20 protein-coding genes and 1 tRNA gene are annotated in these 19,996 nt (G+C 43.2%); 8 read left to right on the top strand and 13 right to left on the bottom strand.

Going from position 1 to position 19,996, the window contains the following annotated elements:
- Nucleotides 1-40 precede the first annotated feature (40 nt).
- The 6 genes from NG798_RS09430 to NG798_RS09405 form a co-directional block, all read right to left on the bottom strand.
- Entirely contained in the window at nt 41-1,015 is a 975-nt protein-coding gene (locus tag NG798_RS09430; RefSeq protein ID WP_261222217.1) for a glycosyltransferase family 2 protein, read from the bottom strand.
- Nucleotides 1,016-1,086: 71 nt separating this feature from the next.
- Nucleotides 1,087-1,851, bottom strand: a complete 765-nt coding sequence (locus NG798_RS09425; RefSeq protein ID WP_261222216.1) for an FkbM family methyltransferase — start codon at nt 1,849-1,851, stop codon at nt 1,087-1,089.
- A 147-nt stretch (nt 1,852-1,998) separates the two neighbouring features.
- Entirely contained in the window at nt 1,999-2,904 is a 906-nt protein-coding gene (locus NG798_RS09420; RefSeq protein WP_261222214.1) for an FkbM family methyltransferase, read from the bottom strand.
- A 79-nt stretch (nt 2,905-2,983) separates the two neighbouring features.
- Complete coding sequence (locus tag NG798_RS09415; protein WP_261222213.1) at nt 2,984-4,228, bottom strand: ABC transporter ATP-binding protein; 1,245 nt, start codon at nt 4,226-4,228, stop codon at nt 2,984-2,986.
- Between the two features lie 8 nt (nt 4,229-4,236).
- Entirely contained in the window at nt 4,237-5,067 is an 831-nt protein-coding gene (locus NG798_RS09410) for an ABC transporter permease (protein WP_261222211.1), read from the bottom strand.
- A gap of 176 nt (nt 5,068-5,243) precedes the next feature.
- Nucleotides 5,244-6,302 carry a zinc-dependent dehydrogenase gene (locus NG798_RS09405; RefSeq protein ID WP_261222209.1) on the bottom strand — a complete coding sequence of 353 codons (1,059 nt, stop codon included), beginning with the start codon at nt 6,300-6,302 and terminating at the stop codon, nt 5,244-5,246.
- Nucleotides 6,303-6,382: 80 nt separating this feature from the next.
- Between NG798_RS09405 and NG798_RS09400 the strand changes: the two genes are divergently transcribed.
- The 3 genes from NG798_RS09400 to hetR all read left to right on the top strand — a co-directional run bounded on the left by NG798_RS09400 (nt 6,383) and on the right by hetR (nt 10,530).
- A complete protein-coding gene (locus NG798_RS09400; protein WP_261222613.1) occupies nt 6,383-8,137 on the top strand; it encodes an FAD-dependent oxidoreductase in 1,755 nt (584 codons plus the stop codon).
- Between the two features lie 158 nt (nt 8,138-8,295).
- Nucleotides 8,296-8,517, top strand: coding sequence for a heterocyst-inhibiting protein PatX (patX, locus tag NG798_RS09395; protein ID WP_261222207.1), 222 nt, complete (start codon nt 8,296-8,298; stop codon nt 8,515-8,517).
- 1,113 nt (nt 8,518-9,630) lie between these two features.
- Nucleotides 9,631-10,530, top strand: coding sequence for a heterocyst differentiation master regulator HetR (gene hetR / locus NG798_RS09390; RefSeq protein ID WP_261222205.1), 900 nt, complete (start codon nt 9,631-9,633; stop codon nt 10,528-10,530).
- Between the two features lie 184 nt (nt 10,531-10,714).
- Here hetR and NG798_RS09385 read toward each other — a convergent pair.
- Nucleotides 10,715-10,788 (bottom strand) — tRNA-Pro (locus NG798_RS09385).
- Between the two features lie 94 nt (nt 10,789-10,882).
- On the opposite strand from NG798_RS09385, the gene lipA reads away from it, so the two are divergent.
- The 3 genes from lipA (at nt 10,883) to sigC (ending at nt 14,704) form a co-directional block, all read left to right on the top strand.
- Nucleotides 10,883-11,761, top strand: a complete 879-nt coding sequence (gene lipA / locus NG798_RS09380) for a lipoyl synthase (protein WP_261222203.1) — start codon at nt 10,883-10,885, stop codon at nt 11,759-11,761.
- A gap of 104 nt (nt 11,762-11,865) precedes the next feature.
- The gene (locus NG798_RS09375) at nt 11,866-12,792 is read left to right on the top strand and encodes an NAD(P)H-dependent glycerol-3-phosphate dehydrogenase (protein ID WP_261222201.1); all 927 of its coding nucleotides are present in this window, start codon (nt 11,866-11,868) and stop codon (nt 12,790-12,792) included.
- A 658-nt stretch (nt 12,793-13,450) separates the two neighbouring features.
- Nucleotides 13,451-14,704 (top strand): RNA polymerase sigma factor SigC, encoded by a 1,254-nt coding sequence (gene sigC / locus NG798_RS09370; protein ID WP_261222200.1) that lies wholly within the window; start codon nt 13,451-13,453, stop codon nt 14,702-14,704.
- 48 nt (nt 14,705-14,752) lie between these two features.
- On the opposite strand, the gene NG798_RS09365 is transcribed toward sigC, so the two are convergent.
- From NG798_RS09365 to NG798_RS09355, 4 genes are all read right to left on the bottom strand, one after another.
- Complete coding sequence (locus NG798_RS09365) at nt 14,753-15,847, bottom strand: peptidoglycan-binding protein (protein WP_261222199.1); 1,095 nt, start codon at nt 15,845-15,847, stop codon at nt 14,753-14,755.
- Between the two features lie 198 nt (nt 15,848-16,045).
- Nucleotides 16,046-16,219, bottom strand: coding sequence for a hypothetical protein (locus tag NG798_RS09360; protein WP_261222197.1), 174 nt, complete (start codon nt 16,217-16,219; stop codon nt 16,046-16,048).
- A 324-nt stretch (nt 16,220-16,543) separates the two neighbouring features.
- Entirely contained in the window at nt 16,544-16,783 is a 240-nt protein-coding gene (locus NG798_RS27980) for a hypothetical protein (RefSeq protein ID WP_317619572.1), read from the bottom strand.
- Between the two features lie 123 nt (nt 16,784-16,906).
- Complete coding sequence (locus NG798_RS09355; RefSeq protein ID WP_317619571.1) at nt 16,907-17,878, bottom strand: ATP-binding protein; 972 nt, start codon at nt 17,876-17,878, stop codon at nt 16,907-16,909.
- Nucleotides 17,879-18,202: 324 nt separating this feature from the next.
- Here NG798_RS09355 and NG798_RS09350 point away from each other — a divergent pair, with 324 nt between their 5' ends.
- Nucleotides 18,203-18,433 carry a hypothetical protein gene (locus NG798_RS09350; RefSeq protein ID WP_261222195.1) on the top strand — a complete coding sequence of 77 codons (231 nt, stop codon included), beginning with the start codon at nt 18,203-18,205 and terminating at the stop codon, nt 18,431-18,433.
- A gap of 214 nt (nt 18,434-18,647) precedes the next feature.
- On the top strand, nt 18,648-19,091 hold the full coding sequence (locus NG798_RS09345; protein WP_261222193.1) for a hypothetical protein: 444 nt from the start codon (nt 18,648-18,650) through the stop codon (nt 19,089-19,091).
- Nucleotides 19,092-19,321: 230 nt separating this feature from the next.
- Here NG798_RS09345 and NG798_RS09340 read toward each other — a convergent pair whose 3' ends face one another.
- Together NG798_RS09340 and NG798_RS09335 are read right to left on the bottom strand one after the other, a co-directional pair.
- Entirely contained in the window at nt 19,322-19,543 is a 222-nt protein-coding gene (locus tag NG798_RS09340; protein ID WP_261222191.1) for a DUF4926 domain-containing protein, read from the bottom strand.
- A 17-nt stretch (nt 19,544-19,560) separates the two neighbouring features.
- Nucleotides 19,561-19,881, bottom strand: coding sequence for a DUF6883 domain-containing protein (locus NG798_RS09335; protein ID WP_261222189.1), 321 nt, complete (start codon nt 19,879-19,881; stop codon nt 19,561-19,563).
- Nucleotides 19,882-19,996 lie beyond the last annotated feature (115 nt).

Raw genomic sequence — 19,996 nt, 5'->3', positions numbered from 1 at the left:
CCTTCTGTTTTACTAAATGATTTCTGGATAGTTTCTAATATTATTTAAGATTTTTTGCCCATAGTTTTTCCAAATACAATTTAATTCTTCCCTGCATTGGTAAATTATTAATATAATACTTTTCCTTATTTTCTTCCCATACTTTTAAAGCATAACTTTGCTCATTTTCATAAAATAAGTTTGGAAGTTCAACTATTATATTACTGTCTTCCTTGTTAACGGCTATGTTTGCTATATCTAAACCATGTAAATCTCTAATAAGTTCCATATTGCGATTTTGTATTTCAGTCATTTTCGGATCGGGTTTAGTTCTTGTGGTTCCCCATTTAACATCCGAATAAAAACGCAAAGGAAAAACTGCGTTACGATAGCCCGCTCTGATACACCGAACTGCGTACTCTATGTCATCATACATATAAGGTGCAAGCCGCTCTTCAAGTAGTCCAACACAGCGAACTAAGGAAAACGGAATACAGACTGGACTTTTTATGGGTAGGCTTCTGTAAGCTATATAGCCTGGTAATAAAACATTTGCATGGGGTAATCCATGACCATAAGCATTTTCTACAAAATCGGTAAAGGGTGCTAACTCATTTGATGTAGCAGCATCTTCGGTAAAGTTCGCGCCCAGGCGAAATGATACAAATCCCAAGTCACCCCCCGCCCACTCATAAAGTCGTGCCACCTTTTCTTCCAACATGAAGTCGGCTAATAACACATCATCCTGTAAGATTATATTATACCCTTCTCCTTCTTGACTGGCTGCCTGTAGCCCAGCATTAATTGAAAGAATTTCGTGTACATCAGGTGTATAGACTTTTGTTATGGGGACATTAGCAAATGTGTTGATAATATTATCAATGTTTTTTTCAGTTGCATCTGTACACCCGTCCAAAACTGCATAGATATGGCTACCTTCACGGCAGCATATCAAGACAGACATTATAACTCTTTCAATTAATTCTGCCTTATTATGAATTGTGATGATGTAGTTGAATCGGGGTGATGTTACCATTTTTTAGTTTTTTATGGGAGTGATACAAAGAGTTTAAATACTAAAAAAACTCGTTTTTTAGCTTATTTTACCTACTTAATTCGCTTAAATAAGCCATCCATGTGTAAGAGTTGATTGGTTTTAGGGCTGCGAGCAAGACCCACACAGTCTATAAGCTCAAATCCCAGGTCTGTTGCTTTGCGATACACACTATCAAAGGTACTTCCCCCTTTATAGAAATCTTTAAAATTTAATTCTATCCACAGATATTTTGTGTGAATTAATGTTTCCCTACTTCCTTCTAGGACTTCATTTTCATATCCTTGAACATCAATTTTAATTAGAGACGGATAGGGTAAAGCGTGTTGCATTCGCCAATCATCTAGCGTTACTACTTCTACCATAACAGGATGGGATATTTTTGTAAATTCCCATTCTTGAAGGGTTAATTCTGTCATGGAGAGAAAAGAACTGCTGGGAGAAAAATCATTAGAATTGATTATATTTTTACCCTTATTCAGGCCACAAGCCACAGGCTGAATATGAATCAAAGGTATTTTTTGACTGCGCTTTTTAAGGAGAGAAATCATATTGGGCAAGGGTTCAAAAGCATAAACATTTTGATTGGTATAGAGGGCAAAAGCTTCCGACCAAGCTCCATCATTAGCTCCAATATCATAAACAATATCGATTTCATCGTTCAAAGCATCTAAAGCTGCACTAATTTCAAACAAAATATATCTTTCATCAACATTCATTTGCCTTATAAAAGATGAGCCAAAGCGGCTTACCAAATTGTTATATATTTTTTTGTCCCTATATTGCTTCGCCAATATCTTCCCTATTTTTACCATCATGTTATTCTCCCTAAAAACTCCTGAAAATTTCCCTCCGCTGAAACAAATGTTCTCAGATGAAAAACGGTAGGGATTCTCTAAAAATGTCAGACGATAATTAAACGCTTGGCATTTCCTAGTGTTAATTTAGTACATACTTATCCATTTTTACCTGGGTTGAGGTAATATTGCTTTGTTTCTACAAGCCCACACATTACCTGATGACCGCAACAAACCTTCGCTTGTATCCCATTTTCCTTCTGTGCGGTTCCATGAGTACACTTCAAATCCAAGCTGACGCAAAAACTGAAAGACATTTTCTTGGGTATGTCCAGCCCTTTGACATCCTTCAGGAGTACATTCAAACATTACTAAAATATTAGGATTTGCTGTCAATACTTTTTGTGCACCTTTAAATACAGCATACTCACCGCCTTCAATATCGATTTTCATCAAGTCTACCTTGGGAAGCTCGGTATTGTTTTGAATCATATAGTTATCTAGAGTAATTACGGGTACACTTTCTGTATCTCCTGAATCTTGCTGGAAATGAGTAGTATCGTATATTTTTGGAACTAAATATCTATCACCATCCCTATAGCCTGAAGGACGCATCAATGTGAGTACGTCCTCCACATCAGCGAGACCCATCTTTATAACTTCCACGCCTGAAACTTGATTTAAAGACAAGTTTGCTATAAGTCTCTTATGGGTTTCGGAGGATGGCTCAAAGGCCCATATTTTTCCATTTTCTCCAATAATTTTAGAGGCTAAAATTGAGTATAAACCTATATTGGCTCCTACATCTACCACTTTCATACCAGCTTTCAAATAGGCACTTACTAATTGGATCTCAGTTTGTTCAAAAGTACAAGTGTAGAGTAGTTCAGCTATTTGCCCTTCAGGATATAAGTAGATGATATTTTGCCCAGCTAATTTATAACGAATCGGCTTACCTTGTTTAGCCTTATAGCTGAATAATTTTTTTAGTAAAGAAGTTTTTTTATGAGAAAAATACCTTTTTACTCTTCTCAAAAATTTATTAGAAATATTTTTTTTATTCGGGTCATCCATACTAATCTTCATTTCTTCCTCCAAAAATAATAAATATCTAATTCTGTGGGTGGCATTTATTAACTTAAAACTTCATGTTTCAGCATGAATTTAACTGCTTTTGTTCAATAACTATTAAAGGGATTTCCACCGATCCATAACCCCATGATTGGGATAAAGCTCTCGCTCCTCCATCTAAAGGGGGGCGTACTACTTCAAAAAACAGGCAACTTTCGGCGCGGTCATAGTATGCTGCATCAGGAAGTGTTAAGTCTATACTTACCCTATAAGTACCTAGAGCAAAGTGATTTGCTAAAAACTTCAGACAAATCTTGTTTGAGCCAGGCTCAAGTTTTACTATATCCCCAGAGTTAAAAGAACCCAAAGAACCATATCCTAGAGGACAGTCTAAACTATCCGTAACCCGCAGATCTATACTAATCTCCTTTTTTTCAGATGTAGATATTTCTAAATCAATATTAACCTCTGTATCAAAGTTTTTATTACTTAAAACAATTATACCGCCTGCTATTAATGTGGGATTACCATTGGCTTGAGCCGGACGGGTAAAAGAAGAATTAGAAGGACTATCACGCAAGTAGGATTGTATGGCAGATCCGATGACTTCATCTGCTGATAAGTAGCCTCTATCTAAAACTATACCGCGATGACATAAGGACTGAATTGTACTCATATTATGACTGACAAAAAGAACCGTTCTTCCAACTCCACCCAATTCTTTCATCCTACCTAAACATTTTTTTTGAAATTTAGCGTCACCAACCGCTAAAACTTCATCAACGACTAAAATTTCCGGTTCTAAATGTGCAGCTACCCCAAACGCCAACCTTACATACATCCCCGATGAATAGCGTTTCACCGGCGTATCTAAAAACTTCTCCACCTCCGCAAAATCGACAATCTCATCAAACTTCTTTTTAATCTCCGCGCGACTCATTCCCAAAATGGCACCGCTAAGATAGATGTTTTCCCTGCCGGTTAACTCTGGATGAAAACCTGTTCCCACCTCCAACAGCGAACCCACACGCCCCCGCAAAACCGCTTCCCCATGTGTTGGTGGCGTAATCCGTGACAAAATTTTCAGTAGCGTACTCTTGCCAGCACCATTTCTACCAATAACTCCAACCACTTCGCCTGGGTAAATATCAAAATTAATATCTTTTAACGCCCAAAACTCTTCAGATTTTGAATCACCAAATTTGCCATGCACAAGGTTTTTAAACGTTTCAGCCAAATCATCCCGCAGCGTTCGGTATCGCTTTTTTTCTACCGAACGAATGCGGTACATTTTTCCTAAGTCTCTAACAGAGATAATTGGCTTCATTTTACTCCCTAAATAAAGTCTGCAAAACTGCGCTCAACTTGCCGAAATACACTAAAACCTAAGCTAAACAATATTAGCGAAATCAATGCAGAAATTCCCAACCCCAGCCAACTAAAGCCTCCTTGTCCAGTAACAGCATACCTAAACGCTTCAATTAATCCTGCCATCGGATTCAAATAGTACCATAACCTTGCTGATTCAGGCACAATACTCACAGGATAGACTATAGGAGAAGCATACAGCCAAATCTGAATTAAAAAAGGCATCACATAGCGAAAATCTCTATATCGGACATTCAAACTTGCCAGTAATGTTCCCATTCCTGCTGCCAAAATCATCACCAAAATCATCAAAACAGGAATTAACAATAAGCTAACAGTCGGTCTTAGCCCAAATAAATAAGTTAATGGCAGCAAAATAAACAAAGACACGGCAAAATCAATCCAAGCAGAACCAACTGCCGCAAATGGAATTACTAGCCTAGGAAAATAAACCTTAGTAATCAATTTTTCATCGGCAATAATACTATCCCCTCCCCTGGTTAGACCCTGCGATAGTAAACCCCACAGAACTAAGCCTGAATAAGCAAACACCGTGTAGGGAATTCCATCAGAAGGAATTTTCGCAAACCGGCCAAACACCAGAGTAAAAATCAGTGTTGTCAACATCGGCTGCAACACCACCCATGCTACCCCAATCGCCGTTTGCTTATATCGAACACTGACTTCTCGCGCTGCCAGAATATAAAGCAAATCACGATAAGCCCAAAACTCCCGCAAAGCCTCAATTAAAGACTGATTGCCAGGACGAATAATTATTTTTTTATCCCCTATTTGCACTTAGGTACTCCCCAGCATTGCCCAGTTAATCTTAACACCTACTGTCATAAATTCTCTTTTGACAACAGCGATTACAATCATTACTAATTCATCCGAGACGCACCTGTAGATCAGAGGTTCCTGACCACACCACTTTATTTCCGTAAATCATTTGATTTACCTAATTTCCAGGTATCTTACACTTTTCCCTCTGGATAAATCAAAATCTTATAAGTCTCAGCACTCGGCCTCACCGCCCGCTCAACCGCAGCCCCCAAATCCCTCAGATTATAACGATCACTCACCAAAGCATCCACATCAATACACTTGTTAAACACAATATCCGCCGCCAAAGCCTGCACCCGGAACGACGAACTATAACTGCCCATCAAATCAACCTCCCGACGATACAAAACATTCGGATTAAGCGGAATCTCCACCTCATCAGGAAACTCAGCAAAAAACAAAATCTTACCACCCTTGCGCGTACAATCAAGCGCCTGAAAAAACGCCTTCTCACTCGGCACCGCCAGCAAACTCGTGTGCACCCCCAACCCGCCAGTCAGATCCCTAATCTTACTAGGCAAATCAGCATCCCGCGCATCAAACGCCGCATCCGCACCCACCTGCAACGCCTTCTCAATCCGCGCCGGCAACAAATCGGTCGCAATCGCCCGCGCCCCAAAATACTTAACCAACATAATAAACATTAACCCAATCGGCCCCGCACCCGTCACCAGCACAGTCTGCCCTGGGCCAATCTGAGCCTTTTTCACCGCCTTTAAACAACAGTTCGTCGGCTCAACAAAACTCGCCTGCTCAAACGTCACCCCATCAGGAATCGGAATCAACCCACCATTCCGTACAATATGCCCCGGCACCTTCACATACTCCGCAAAACCCCCACCACTAGGCGCAAACCCCGCCGTCGTCGTCACATTTTTATAGGTGTCACACATCGAAAAATTTTCATTCAGGCAATAATCACACCGCATACAAGGAATATGGTGCATCACCACCACCCGCTGACCCGACTGCCAGCCCTTGACATCCGATCCAACTTGTGATATAATTCCCGCCGTCTCATGCCCAAAAATACGCGGCGGCTCATAAAGCGGATACATAATCTTTTTAATATCAGATTGGCACAAACCAACCACCCGCACCTGCACCAAAACCTCATCCGGCCCCACCTCCGGCACCGGCACCTCTTCGTAACTTAACTGATTAACCCCTCGAAAAACTTGCGCTTTCATATTGCTCCCCTATAACCACTCCTCTCATTTGGCAAAAATTTATCATAAATTAGCAAAACTTGACAGTTCCCCCATCCCCCATGAACCAACTCACCACAGATATTTTAGTTGTCGGCACCGGCACCGGCGGCACCGCAGCAGCCATCCAAGCAGCCCGACGCGGCGCAAACACCATCCTCATCGGCGACACACCCTGGCTCGGCGGAATGCTCACCAGCGCCGGCGTATCCGCCCCCGATGGCAACGAACTCGCCCCCCTCCAAACCGGCCTCTGGGGTCAATTCCTCAACGAACTCCAACACAACACCCAACTCGATAACGCCTGGGTTAGCTTCTTCACCTACAACCCTCCCACCGGCCACCAAATCTTCCAAAACTGGCTAAACCAACTCCCCAACCTAAAATGGATAGCCGGCCAAACCCCCCAAGAAATCCTCAAACAAAACAACCGCATCACCGGCATCCGCTTTGAAAAACTCACCATCCACGCCAAAATCATCCTTGATGCCACCGAACTCGGCGATATTCTTGCCCTAGCCGAAATCCCCCACCGTTGGGGATGGGAACTTCAAAGCCAATTCAAGGAACCCAGCGCCCCACAAACACAAAACCATTGGACACAAAACTACCCTGTCCAAGCACCCACCTGGGTAGTCATCCTGCAAGACTATGGCCAAGATATAGCCCCAGAAATTCCCCCACCCCCCACCTACAACCCCAGCTTATTCATCGCCGCCTGGGACAACTACGGCCCGGAAATGTTTCTCAACTACGGACGCCTGCCCGGTAATCGCTTTATGATTAACTGGCCAATTCACGGCAACGACTACGGCGAAGGCATAGATCGCCTCATCCAATCAACCACAGCAAGGCAAGAATTTCTCCAAGAATGCCTCTGGCATAGCCAAAGTTTTGCCCACTTTATGCAAACCCAACTCGGTCGCCGGTATGGTTTAGCAGAAAATATTTTTCCTCTGAAAAATTCCCATTCCCCATTTCCAATTTCCACCGGCGCCTTTGCTATCCATCCCTACTACCGCGAAAGCCGCCGCCTCAAAGGACTCGTCACCATCCGCGAACAAGATATCTTACCCATACCACAAGGTCGCGTCGCCGCTTTGCCTGTAGATACCACCGGCCAGATCACCAGTATCGCCATCGGTAACTATCCCAACGACCACCATTATCCCTGCGGTGACTGGCCGGTGAAACCTAAATCTATCCGCTGGGGAGGCCGGTGGACTGGTACACCTTTTTGTATCCCCTACGGTTCCCTCATCCCCTCCGAAATAGACGGCTTACTCGTCTGCGAAAAAAGTATATCCGTTTCCCACATCGCCAACGGCGCCACTCGCTTACAGCCTGTAGTTTTAAACATCGGTCAAGCAGCCGGAATGGCAGCCGCATTGTGTATCGAAAAAAATTGTCAGCCGCGAGACTTGCCGGTGAGAGTTTTACAAGAAGCACTCTTAGAAGATCCAATCGCACCAGCAGCCATTATCCCCCTCTATAACTTGACCCCAGATCACCCAGACTGGCTTTACTGGCAGCGTTATTATCTGGATCATCCCGATGCTTATCCACCCACCGGCAACTGTCCCCTTTCATCCTCAGCCAAAAAAGCAAAAGCAGAAAATTGCTTTTGTGGGATTTTCTCTTGTCAGGGAGAACAACATTACACCATTACTTTCTCAGAGCAAACTTGGACACTGGTTACACTTCAGCCAGAGGTGAACGAACAGCTACAAAACCTTGCCACAGGTCAGCCGGTGACAGTTCAAGGCCGACTTAATTACGCCGGCGGCTGGCTGCTACTACAAGCTATCGACTTCTAGCAACCACTATTGAAACCCTTATCCGGCTTGTATTTTCCAATTTTGATTTCCCTCAAGCTCATTTTTGCCAATGAACTCTCAGCAAAGTTAACAAGTGATCCGGGTGAAGGCCACAACAGCCGTATCAGGAATAGAAAACTCTGATACCGGCTTTTTCCATGCGGACTTACGCCTCTATCCTTTTATCAAGTTTACTGATTGTTAGCCTCGCTATTGAGTCTCAGCAAGTCAGTTTTGGTGACAAGCCTTCGCCTAAAACTAAAGGTTCCAGCTTGCCGGTGCAAGCACAAGAAAATTGCCAACCCCACAGAGGAAGCGGGCGTAAGGAGTGTGCTGCCAATTCTTTGAGAAAATCAAAATATATTAGTTTTATCCGGTAATTTTCTCTAAAGAGTTTAAATGACCATCTATGTTGCCTGTTTTTCCAACAGTGAAATCAAAAAAAATCGGTTTGTCGCCATACTCGGTTTTTAGAACTGAATGATAATATTTACTCCACCAGCCAAACCTTTAGAGATTTAGAGCCTGCCTAATTTATTGGTAAAAAAAGCCCTTGTAAAATACCTTATTTAACTAGGTTTTTTTAAATTTAGAAGGCTTTGTGGCTTGCATAAATTATTGATATTTTCTCTCTTTTAATAAATATTGAAGCCCACCAATCGGTACAACCGCTTCGTCAAAAAAAGATTTAAAATAGTCCATATTTTCAGGATAATTACCTAATTACCGCAAAAAGCTTATTTGAAAATGAGGTAGTGAAGGTTATAAGTTTTAAATACATCAGCCAGGAAAAGTCTTATCACTCCAACGGTAACACAAAGTTAAGGGCACAAAAATCCAGGGTAGAATTGGCAGAAATTCCGCATATGAAAGAAAAGCTATAAGATTTTGCTTAATGTTAAAAGGCGAGAAAATATTTTAAGAATCTTTTTCCGGTTGCGGCATTTCGCTGGCCATGACATTTTTTGCGGTTAAAATTGATATAGTTAAAAATAATAACCAAAAAATCAAAGACGATCTGCCCTATATCAGGGCCAGCGGCTCGGCACAGAACCACCAAGAGTGCTGGTTGTCGAGCGCGAAAGGGCAAATCGTCTAATGCCAAGGCATGAGAGAGAAGCCCAAAAGCTGAGAAAATACATTCTCAGTTTCTTTCCAGGCAGAGGCTACCGCCGTCCTTATAATCTTGATGGGTTGCAAGCTACATAAATTTACCGATGTCGCCCTCTGGAATTGGATCGTAAAAGCGCATCTGTTTGCGGAGCGTGACATTAGCCGGGGAAGGTTGGGGGCATCAAAGCCGCAAAATTAGCATAAGTTTTATCGCGCTCAAGGGCGTATGGATTATGCTACCGGTAGGTATTTCGCTAGTAGAAGCGGGTAAGCCTACAGGCTTGGTTTCCAACCGGGCCGACGCAACAATAACCAGCCGATAGAGGAGCGTAGCTAAAGCTAATAGGAAAACTCCTCTATTTACCATCGTAGGGATAGTGATGACCAACGACCTAACTCTGATCAAACGCCTAAGCGCCAGTGCGATGGATCAGATCATGTTTTACCTTGCATTCAGTGCCATGAGAACCAGCGGACACCGGCACGGCGCTTTTCTGGATGCCGCAGCAACCGCCGCCAAATGCGCGATTTATCAAACCTACCTAGAGCAGGGCCAAAACCTGCGGATGACAGGACACCTGCATCACATTGAGCCAAAGCGCGTAAAGGCCATTGTTGAAGAAGTCAAAGAAGCTCTGACCCAAGGTAAATTGATGAAAATGCTCGGCTCCCAAGAGCCGCGTTATCTAATTCAATTTCCCTACGTTTGGTTAGAGCAGTATTCCTGGCATCCAGGCAAACCGCGCATACCCGGTACCAGCCTGACGGCTGAAGAAAAGCGCGTTATTGAACAAAAATTGCCTAAAAATCTGCCCGACGCGCAACTGATCACTTCGTTCCAGTTCCAAGAACTGATCGAATATCTGCACGCTCGTTCGCAGGAAGACTTATCTCCAGAACGGCGAATGCCGCTTTCGGAGGCGCTGGCTGAACATATCAAACGCCGTTTAATGTATGCCGGCACGGTTGAGCGAATTGATTCTCCTTGGGGAATGCCTTTCTACGCACTGATGAGAGCGACCTATTCTCCTTCCAATGAAGAAGAGCGCACCTACATCATGGTGGAAGACACTGCTAGGTACTTTCGCCTGATGCAGCACTGGGCTGATCGGCGTCCCAAAGTCATGCGAATTATCGAAGAACTTGATATACCTCCTGATCGAGTCGAAGATGCACTCGAAGAATTGGACGAAATCATTCGCGCCTGGGCCGACAAATATCACCGCAAAGGTGAACCGGCCATGATTTTACAAATGGTTTTTGGGTCAAAAGAAGATTGAGAAAACTCCGCTCCTCGCCATAGGTTCGTAGTAGAGGCCAATCGCCTCTACCACCCCAAAGCTCTCACACAAAAGTCAAAAAGCCCCCAACCGTCAATCAGATCAATAGCGGTGAGGTTAAGAATGATGCTTATGGGGAGGCGAGATATATATCAACTCGCTCTTACTTTAAACTTTAAAAAAATCGGGATGACAGGATTCGAACCTGCGGCCTCTTCGTCCCGAACGAAGCGCGCTACCAAGCTGCGCTACATCCCGATGTGGTCAGCGATTAACACCGCTCAACTATAGTAGCACATAATCTTGGGTTAGGATAAAAAAAGTTTAAATTTAATGTGGTTGAAACAAGGGCGTGGCTGTCAAACCAGACTGGTTGCGAGTGAAAGCTCCTCAATGGGAGCGCGTTGGCAACGTTAAAGAAATTCTAAGGGACTTAGCCCTGAATACGGTTTGTGAAGAGGCTTCCTGTCCCAATATCGGGGAGTGCTTTCAAGCCGGTACGGCTACCTTTCTAATCATGGGGCCGGCCTGTACAAGAGCTTGTCCCTATTGCGATATTGATTTTGAGAAAAAACCGCAAGCCCTTGACCCAACTGAGCCTCTGCGCCTCGCAGAAGCTGTAAAGCGCCTGGGCTTAAATCATGTGGTCATTACTTCGGTGAACCGGGATGATTTACCTGATGGCGGTGCTTCTCAGTTTGTCCGCTGTATCCAAGAAGTTAGGGCGATTTCTGGGAGTACAACGATTGAAGTTTTGATTCCTGATTTGTGTGGGAACTGGGAAGCGCTGGAAAAAATCCTCAGCGCTCAACCAGAAGTCCTTAACCATAATACGGAAACTGTGCCTCGCCTATATCGCCGCGTTCGCCCGCAAGGTAGTTATGAGCGGACTTTGGAGTTATTGGCTCGGTGTAAGGAGTTGGCTCCTTGGGTTTATACGAAATCTGGGATTATGGTTGGGGTTGGGGAAACTGAGGCAGAAGTTGAGCAGGTGATGCGCGATCTGCGGGCGGTTGATTGCGATATTTTGACGATTGGGCAATATTTGCAACCTACTCCTAAACATTTGCCGGTGGCTTCTTATGTGACTCCGGCACAGTTTGAGGCTTGGCGTCAGTTTGGCGAGGAATTGGGTTTTTTACAAGTTGTTGCATCACCCTTGACAAGATCCTCTTATCATGCTGAGGAAGTGCGGGCTTTGATGCAGCGATTTCCGCGTCCGAAAGGTTAGGTTTTTTAACCGCAGATAAACGCAGATGAACGCAGATAAACGCGCTGCGATAGACAATTTTTTCTGTGGGTGTCTGCGGTTTTTGTTTTTAGGGATATGGATTGATGGAAAAAATTAAGCTGGTGGTGATTGGGGCGGGTGCTTGGGGTACGAGTTTGGGGACTCTGGCTGCGAAAAATGGCCATGAGGTGCGGTTTTGGTCTCGTCGTAGTGGTGAGAGGCTCTCTGAGGTGGTGGCGGGGGCTTCGATTATTGTTTCTGCGGTTTCGGTTAAGGGGGTGCGTGAGGTTGTTTGTCAGTTGGGGGAGATTTGGGGGCAAACCATTTTGGTGACGGCGACGAAGGGGTTAGATCCAGAAACGACTAATACTCCTTCGCAAATTTGGCAGGCTGCTTTTGAGGGGTTGCCGGTGGTTGTGTTGGCTGGCCCGAATTTATCAAAGGAAATTCAGCAGGGTTTGCCGGCGGCGACTGTGGTGGCTAGTACGGTGATGGATGCTGCACGGAAGGTGCAAGAGGTGTTTTCTTCGAGTAGTTTCCGTGTCTATACGAATTCTGATCCTTTGGGGGTGGAGTTGGGGGGGACTCTTAAAAATGTGATGGCAATTGCTGCCGGTGTGTGTGATGGTTTGGAGTTGGGGACGAATGCCAAAGCAGCCTTGCTGACGCGGGGTTTAACGGAAATGATTCGGATTGGGACGAATTGGGGGGCGAACGCGGAAACTTTTTATGGGTTGTCGGGTTTGGGGGATTTGCTGGCTACTTGTAATAGTCCTCTGAGTCGTAATTATCAGGTGGGGTATCAGTTGGGGTTGGGGAAAAGTTTGGAGGAGATTTTGGCGGGGTTGGAAGGTACGGCGGAGGGGGTGAATACTACGCCGGTTTTGATTCAACGAGCGAAAGAACACAATATTTATACGCCGATTTCTTTTTTGGTTTACCGGCTGTTGCTTCGAGAAATTACTCCGCAGGAGGCTGTTTCGGCTTTGATGTTACGCGATGCTAAGCCAGAGTACGCTGTTGATTTTTGATGGTAAAGGTTAAAGTTGTAATAGGGCCAAGGGGTAGGTCGTCTGCGCTTGCTTGGTTCTAAAATTCTACTTTTTTAGAAACCTGGGCAGAATTAAACTAACAAGCTCAGAAGAAAAATCTTTAATATTTACTTAATTTTTTGTGCTGAGAGACAAAAAATTATTTCTGGTAGTTGCCCTGGGTGGGGTAGTGTTAGAAACACTGTCGTTGCTTGCTTTGTAGTTTTGGTATAGCCGGCGCTGAAAGTGGAGTTTGGGAGCATATTTGAGGGTGTGATCAGGATAACGGCTCAGCGGTGATGAAGATTATCTGAGCAGTGAACAGAGGTCACACCAAAGTCTGGTGTTTAAACTCTATACTACCTATCAACGTCGAATCGTGTCATTGCTTCTTATCCAGTGTTTTTACTGGATGTTGTATTTTTAGACTCGATTAGCTGTCTTGCTAGAGTTTCAAGTTTTTGAAGCTGTCAAACAGTCACAATTACAAGAAACTTGTTTGCATTGTCCGTCCGTTAGTTAAAACCACATAAATTGTGTGGGTTATTACTAAGCCTGCGGGAATAATAAGAATGCCAATATCTTTTTTACAGGCTTGGCTATTGACAGCTAACCAGTCATTATTCTCACCCAGAGCCACACCCCTTCGATTGCGATTATGCCACAAACTTTTTTGTACGCTGATGCAGACTATGACGAACAGTTGAATACCTCCTTGGGTATTCAGTTGGAGAACGTTGCTGATGATGTTGCACCCATTGCTTCGGACTTGATTGCGCTGGAAATTGATGGTGCTGAGGCGGTAATTGGAGGACAAGTTTCTAACCGCCGAACCACTGATCTTGTGCGCTTATATCTGCAAGAAATTGGTCGTGTTCGTTTATTAGGACGCGATGAAGAAGTCTCGGAAGCACAAAAGGTTCAGCGCTATATGCGGGTGCTGGAGTTGCGAGATCAAGCCGCAATGGAGGAAGAGGGCTGCATTCAGCTATATGTGAGGCTTATGGAGGCTCGTGATCGGCTGGCTTCTCACTTAGGTTTGAGTCCTTCTTTGGAGCGCTGGGCTGCTGCTGGTGGCGTTGATGTTGCTCAGCTAAAGCCGAGTTTAGCTGCGGGTAAACGGCGCTGGGCGGAGATTGCCGGTTTGACAGTTGAAGAGTTGGAGAAGTTACAAGCGGATGGAATTAGCGCTAAAGATCACATGATTAAAGCGAATCTCCGTTTGGTGGTTTCGGTTGCTAAAAAGTATCAAAATCGCGGTTTAGAATTGTTGGATTTAATTCAAGAAGGAACCCTGGGTTTAGAGCGTGCGGTTGAGAAGTTTGATCCGACAAGAGGTTATAGGTTTAGTACCTATGCTTATTGGTGGATTCGTCAGGGTATTACTCGGGCTATTGCTACCCAAAGTCGCACAATTCGCCTGCCGGTTCATATTACAGAAAAGCTGAACAAAATTAAGAAGGCTCAACGTAAAATTTCTCAAGATAAAGGCCGGACTGCGACGATGGAGGATATTGCGGCTGAGTTGGAAATGACACCGGCTCAAGTGCGCGAAGTTTTATTGCGGGTTCCTCGTGCGGTTTCTCTGGAAACAAAGGTTGGTAACGAAAAAGATACTGAGTTGGGTGATTTGCTTGAGACGGATGATGTTTCTCCTGAAGAAACGCTGATGCGGGAAGCTTTACACCGCGATTTACAGCATCTTTTGGCCGATTTAACCAGCCGCGAACGTGATGTGATTTTGATGCGGTTTGGTTTGGGGGATGGTCATCCTTATTCTTTGGCAGAAATTGGTCGGGCGTTGGATTTGTCGCGGGAGCGAGTGCGACAAATTGAGGCGAAGGCTTTACAAAAATTGCGCCAGCCAAAACGCCGTAACCGAGTGCGGGATTATTTGGAGTCTTTGACGTAGGTTTTAAGTTGAGAGGTTGGGTTAAATAACCCAACCTACAATTTTATTTTAGGGACGAGTGCGAATATCGCTGCTGCTGACACCATAACGCTCTTGGGCGTTTTGGACTGCTTGCTTGGTTTCTGGCCCGAAGTTATTATCAATTGCCCCCCTGTATAGGTTTTTGTTTTTCAGGCGCGTTTGCAGGTCTGCGACGCTGTAGGGTGATTGGCCAAATTGATCGTCTTTTCGGTCGGGGAAAGAATTAATGGCGGTGAGAAGTTCTCTTTGAGATGATGTGCCAAAAATGCCGTCACGCTCTATTCCTCTGTCGCGTTGGAAGCGAATTAAGGCGGCTTCTGTGCGACTGTCAAATTGGCCGCTGATGCTGGCGGTGTAGTAGTTTAATTGTTTTAAAAGTCTTTGCAGTTCGGCTACGTCGGCGCCGGTGTCCCCTTGCTGGAGGGTGCGGGGAAACGGGTTATCACTGATGCTTTCAGTAGTGGGGGGTGTTATGGGTGGGTTTGAGCCTTGAAGTTGGGCTATAGTAGTTGAGTCTGCTTCTCCTGTGGCTCTAAGTCCACGCTCTTGCTGATAGCGGAGTACACCGGCTTCGGTTTTGGGGCCATAAAAACCGGTAATTGCGGCATCATATAAACCGGCCTCTTGTAAGAGTTTTTGTAATTCTTCGACATCTTTGCCGCTGTCGCCTCGCTTGAGTGTCCTGTTGGTGGAAGATGTATTAAAACTCGCTGTGGGTGTGTTACCGAGTAAGCGGTTGATCTCGTCTAGGGTTTGTTGGCCGACTACTCCATCGGCATTGAGTCCTTTGTCTTGCTGAAAGCGGATTATAGCGGCTTCGGTGAGGCTGCCAAAAAATTCCGTAAGTGGGCCGTCATAGTAGCCTATATCCCTTAAATTTTCTTGCAATCTGGTGACTTGAGTGCCACTATCTCCGCGTTGAAGGGCTGCTAGGGCGCTTCCTGCGTATGTGATAATGCTGGCTGCAATGCTTAGAGATAACAAAGCAAGCAATGGCTTTAGGCTTACTGCTTTTGGTTGAAGTTTTTTGAAAAATTTAAAGATGTTCCAAGCTTTGAAGCGCAGGGTGGGTGCCGGCGCTTCGTAGGCTAATGCTAGATGAACACAGGCAAGGCTTTCCATGTTTCGCTCTTGATTTCCGCTAATTTTCTGATGGGAGGCGAGTAGAGGTTCCGCTGTTTTGTTTTGATTGAGCGTACATAATACCCGATTTAAGTATATATGTTAATTCTGTTGGGCTGTGATTGCTCGCCCAACAGTTTTTTTATTAAGACTGGTTTAAGGCTGACGGTTCTGTGCGAGAAAGTGATCTACGGAGGTTTATAGTAAACCGGCCCTGTCACATACTAAGGTAATTGCTACGGCAAGGCCGGTGATAGCTAGGGCAATGAGGGGATGTTGTCCTTGATTGACGGCAAAGGAGGTTACTATGCCGGCTCCCAAGGCTGCGGTTACGACGGCGGTTGCTAAGTCACTGGTATTTTTTCTGTACATCTTTTTCTATCTATGTTTGATATTTTGCTATTGATGTGTCATCGTACCACCGGCGTTTTCTTTGGAAAAATTTTTAGGCCATTTTGCAATTAAGCTTAAAATTTAGCTAAGTTTCTTAACAAATCTGGGTGGTAAAAGCCGCTTATGGAGGTTTTCTTCTTCACATAAATTCATAAATTGATAGATATAGGTGGCTGTTGCCTTGTAGGTATATAAATTAGTAACTAAGCGAGTATCAGTTATGTAGGCTGGGAAACAACTATTTTGCTCAATAGCTGAGGGAATGGCTAAAAAAATGAGATTTCTAACTAACCAATAATTTAGTTATAATGTTTTGATATACTCCTTCAGTACAGGTGGCAAAGTGTAAAAATTTGCTTGTTTTTTTATCAAGCAGCGCCGAGATAAAGATTGCAGGGCATTTAGTAAATTTGATGAGGGAATTTTTCCATTTTCTAATAACTTTGCCAGGTTGACTGAATCATTTTCTTTCGCCAACAAAGAGAGAACTTGTTTTTCTAGTTCGGATAGACGATGGCACTGCTCCTCTAAAATATCTTTCAAATCTTCTGGCAATAATATGGTATCATTTGGTAATAATTCTGTTCCGCAGCCTCCTAAGTCTTGTATGAGAGTGGCAATACTTTTTAACCATAAGGGGTTGCCTTCATAGAGGTTAATTAGTGCTTAGTAGTTGTCGATTGGTGATAAGCCTTTATCGTTGAGTATTTGGCGTGCGGCGGGGGTGGGGAGGCCGGTGAGTTGTAAGGTACGAATGGGTGTATTTTTGCTTTCGTTTTGAGGGAGTTCTCTGGGGTGTTCCCAACCTATTAAGATAAAGCAACTTTGATGAGGTAACTTTTGTATTTGGTTGAAAAAGGAACGATATTCTTCTTGTTCTGGTTTGTATTTTCCTGATAATTCGCTGGTACTGAAAAGGTTGTGAACGTCATCTAAGATTATTAAGCTGCGGTGTTTTTGGAAGTATTTAATTAGGGGGATGTTTTCTGATGGGGTGAAAAGCTGGGTGAGTTGGTATTGAAGTTCGTTGAGGGTGTCGGATGGGTTTATGGTGTGCCAAAGGATGTAGTCAAATTCTTGTTTGATTTGTTGTACGAGTTTTACTGCTAGGGATGTTTTGCCGATGCCGGTGATGCCGGTGAGTGATATTAGCCGGCATTGTTGTTGTAATATACAGGTGGTGAGGGTGTCGAGTTCGGGAGTGCGGGAGTAGAAAGTGCCTAATTCTGGCATCTCGCTTAAGTCTTGATGTTGAGTTTGTTGTGGGTTAGAAGTTTGTTTAGTTGACGGGTTTGAGTTGGGGATATTTGAGGGGTGTCTGGAGTCTCCACAGATGTTAAAACTACCACTAATGTGTTGTTCATTGACGTTTTGTGCAAAGTTTGAAACATTAGAGACTTGAAACCTATTAATTGCGGCTCTAAAATTCTTTTTATTTATATCTTCTCCTGATTCTTGTGAAAGTAGCTGCCATAATTGTGAGGCTGCATTTCTAACACGACTTTCAGAACAATCTAAATCTTTGGCTATTTGCTTATAAGTTTCATGTTGTAGAGTTCCTTGGAGTACCGCTTCTTGTAAATCGTCTAGGTGTTGGCCGGTTTTCTCGAAGACTATTTTATCCGCTAGATTTAACATTTCTTTAAGGTTCATCGCGTTAGGTAGGTTCGATTATTTTGTGTATTATGGCACAGTTTTAGACATTTTAGTATATTTTTAGATGCTTTTGTACAAAAGTAGATTTCAATTGAGTGAAATGAGCATAACTTTGGACGCAAAATAGGACAGTTCAGGACTAGACAAACCTTGAATTTCTAAGAATACTAGGATAGTGGGAAAAGCCTTAAAGCGTAAAATAAGGCTTAAATACTTGAAATTTTGCCCTGTAATGGGAATTTGAAACCCAGTTGCTATCTAAGAAAAATTTAGACATTACCGGAAGTTTATAGAAGGAGAAGTAGAATGGCTGAACTTATAGATAAAGGCAAAGCAGGTTCTTTGTGGTTACTTAAAAAAAACAAGTATCCTGGCATTACTGATTTGCACATCCATCAGCACTCAAATGGGTTAACTTTAACCGCAACTTATAAAGGGAACAAAGAGCATTTAGACATTGATAAGTATCAAACGGTCGATGACTTTGGACAGACACTGGAATATTTTTATAACAAGCTTCAGCAAAAGTATGGATAAGCTCTAGTACATAGCAGTTGTAGGGCGTGTTTTCAAGTTGTCTGAGAGCGAAGCCTTCAGGCAAAAAATAAAGATCGATAAGTGTTGGTTTTTTCTGATGGCAAGCTCGCACTACCCAAACAAAGCGTTATCAAAGCTCTTGTACGTTGGGTTGATGCAAGCCAACCAAACCTTTTTTATGATCTTGTAAAGATAGGTATTTTACGAGGAACAGATGGCAATTGATAAAGACTTGTTTTCGTCTAATAATTTTCAGTCAACCATCATCAATTATTGCAATCGAGTTGGCTGGAGAATTTATGAAATCAATACCAGCAAGGCTGTGATAAGATTTAACATGGACTCTGGAACTACACAGACAGTATTCATATTAAGATACAATACAACTTTAGAATTTTCCTGTCCAAGTGGAGTAAAATTTGATAGTTTTGATTACATTCCTCATCAACTTTCTTCATTTCTCCTCAAAGAAAACAGTCAATTTAAGATTGGATTCTGGGCAATTGAAGAGATTGGTGGAAGAGAGGTTTATTCAATTATGCACAATGCTGAAATTAGTTTGATCGATGTCAATTACTTTGTGAGTATTATTCAAACATTGACTAACAAATGCGATAATTTTGAACAAGCCGCAGAGCAAGCAATCAGAGGTAGATAAAATTGTCTAAAACTCCTTTAATTTCAGTGCCATTGCAACTTCAAACCCACATTAATCTGCACTTAATTTAACTTTGGTAAAGCGCGACCTTTATTAAGAAACCGGCCTTTTCTGCTCAATCAAGCACCGCACGGTAGATGAGTAGAAAGAAAGCCGGTTTCTCACTTCCAGGCAATCGAACGTACAAACGGAAACTATCATTCGATTAGTGAATCTAGTGAATCTGTATTCTAGTAAGGCATACTTACCGCGATTGGTTCAATTTTTGAAGCGGCCACAGCAATAACTGTAAAAGCCTTACCTTCTTCATTCAATACCTCTAAAACATACCCCGCTTCGGTTCCTGCCGGTCTAGGACAATAATCTACTATAATGGCCTGAGTTCCTTTGGGCAAATCGTATTCAGCCATATCTTCTTTTAAACTCACTTCTGAAAACATTTCAAATTCCATAATTTACCTCTGATTAGTTAATTGGGTAAAAGAGTAACAAATCTTGTCTCATTAGAAAATGAATCTACGATCCAGAAAGTTGCTACTTGAAGACTAACTCCATTAGAGCCAACTAAAACTCCTTCAATTTTATAGATATTGCCAAAAGAAGTTTCTCGATCTAATGTCGCTTCATTCGTCAGCAAGTTTTTTAAGTCCCGTTCAAGCTCTTGCCAGTTATCAAGAGTGTATCCGGCTTGAGCTAAAAACCCAGACTTATCATCTTTTGGTTTCCATACTAGCAAATATCTGGTTAGCTTGGCTTCAGGAATAATTGTATTGGTACTGAGATAGCTCATATTTTTCTTAACTGGCGATTATTTTTCTCCTGTTCGTTCCTGACGGGGTGACAGGTTGCCTGAAAAACAGACAGGGAGGCAATTCTAGACAAATCGCCTCAAAAAAGATAGGGTA

Origin of the sequence: Ancylothrix sp. D3o (assembly GCF_025370775.1) — a bacterium.
In the GTDB taxonomy this organism is placed as follows: domain Bacteria; phylum Cyanobacteriota; class Cyanobacteriia; order Cyanobacteriales; family Oscillatoriaceae; genus Ancylothrix.
The sequence above is the reverse complement of the archived record's forward strand: the minus strand, read 5'-3'. Positions and strand labels throughout refer to the sequence as shown.

What these genes read in the sequence shown, in the direction of transcription:
- NG798_RS09355 (WP_317619571.1), bottom strand. Translation starts at nt 17,878, where the DNA reads ATGTTAAATCTAGCGGATAAAATAGTCTTCGAGAAAACCGGCCAACAC.
- NG798_RS09425 (WP_261222216.1), bottom strand. Translation starts at nt 1,851, where the DNA reads ATGATGGTAAAAATAGGGAAGATATTGGCGAAGCAATATAGGGACAAA.
- NG798_RS09335 (WP_261222189.1), bottom strand. Translation starts at nt 19,881, where the DNA reads ATGAGCTATCTCAGTACCAATACAATTATTCCTGAAGCCAAGCTAACC.
- NG798_RS09360 (WP_261222197.1), bottom strand. Translation starts at nt 16,219, where the DNA reads ATGTACAGAAAAAATACCAGTGACTTAGCAACCGCCGTCGTAACCGCA.
- sigC (WP_261222200.1), top strand. Translation starts at nt 13,451, where the DNA reads ATGCCACAAACTTTTTTGTACGCTGATGCAGACTATGACGAACAGTTG.
- NG798_RS09420 (WP_261222214.1), bottom strand. Translation starts at nt 2,904, where the DNA reads ATGGATGACCCGAATAAAAAAAATATTTCTAATAAATTTTTGAGAAGA.
- patX (WP_261222207.1), top strand. Translation starts at nt 8,296, where the DNA reads ATGCGGACTTACGCCTCTATCCTTTTATCAAGTTTACTGATTGTTAGC.
- NG798_RS09375 (WP_261222201.1), top strand. Translation starts at nt 11,866, where the DNA reads ATGGAAAAAATTAAGCTGGTGGTGATTGGGGCGGGTGCTTGGGGTACG.
- NG798_RS09405 (WP_261222209.1), bottom strand. Translation starts at nt 6,302, where the DNA reads ATGAAAGCGCAAGTTTTTCGAGGGGTTAATCAGTTAAGTTACGAAGAG.
- NG798_RS09400 (WP_261222613.1), top strand. Translation starts at nt 6,383, where the DNA reads ATGAACCAACTCACCACAGATATTTTAGTTGTCGGCACCGGCACCGGC.
- hetR (WP_261222205.1), top strand. Translation starts at nt 9,631, where the DNA reads ATGACCAACGACCTAACTCTGATCAAACGCCTAAGCGCCAGTGCGATG.
- NG798_RS09345 (WP_261222193.1), top strand. Translation starts at nt 18,648, where the DNA reads ATGGCAATTGATAAAGACTTGTTTTCGTCTAATAATTTTCAGTCAACC.
- NG798_RS09350 (WP_261222195.1), top strand. Translation starts at nt 18,203, where the DNA reads ATGGCTGAACTTATAGATAAAGGCAAAGCAGGTTCTTTGTGGTTACTT.
- NG798_RS09415 (WP_261222213.1), bottom strand. Translation starts at nt 4,228, where the DNA reads ATGAAGCCAATTATCTCTGTTAGAGACTTAGGAAAAATGTACCGCATT.
- NG798_RS09430 (WP_261222217.1), bottom strand. Translation starts at nt 1,015, where the DNA reads ATGGTAACATCACCCCGATTCAACTACATCATCACAATTCATAATAAG.
- NG798_RS09340 (WP_261222191.1), bottom strand. Translation starts at nt 19,543, where the DNA reads ATGGAATTTGAAATGTTTTCAGAAGTGAGTTTAAAAGAAGATATGGCT.
- NG798_RS09365 (WP_261222199.1), bottom strand. Translation starts at nt 15,847, where the DNA reads ATGGAAAGCCTTGCCTGTGTTCATCTAGCATTAGCCTACGAAGCGCCG.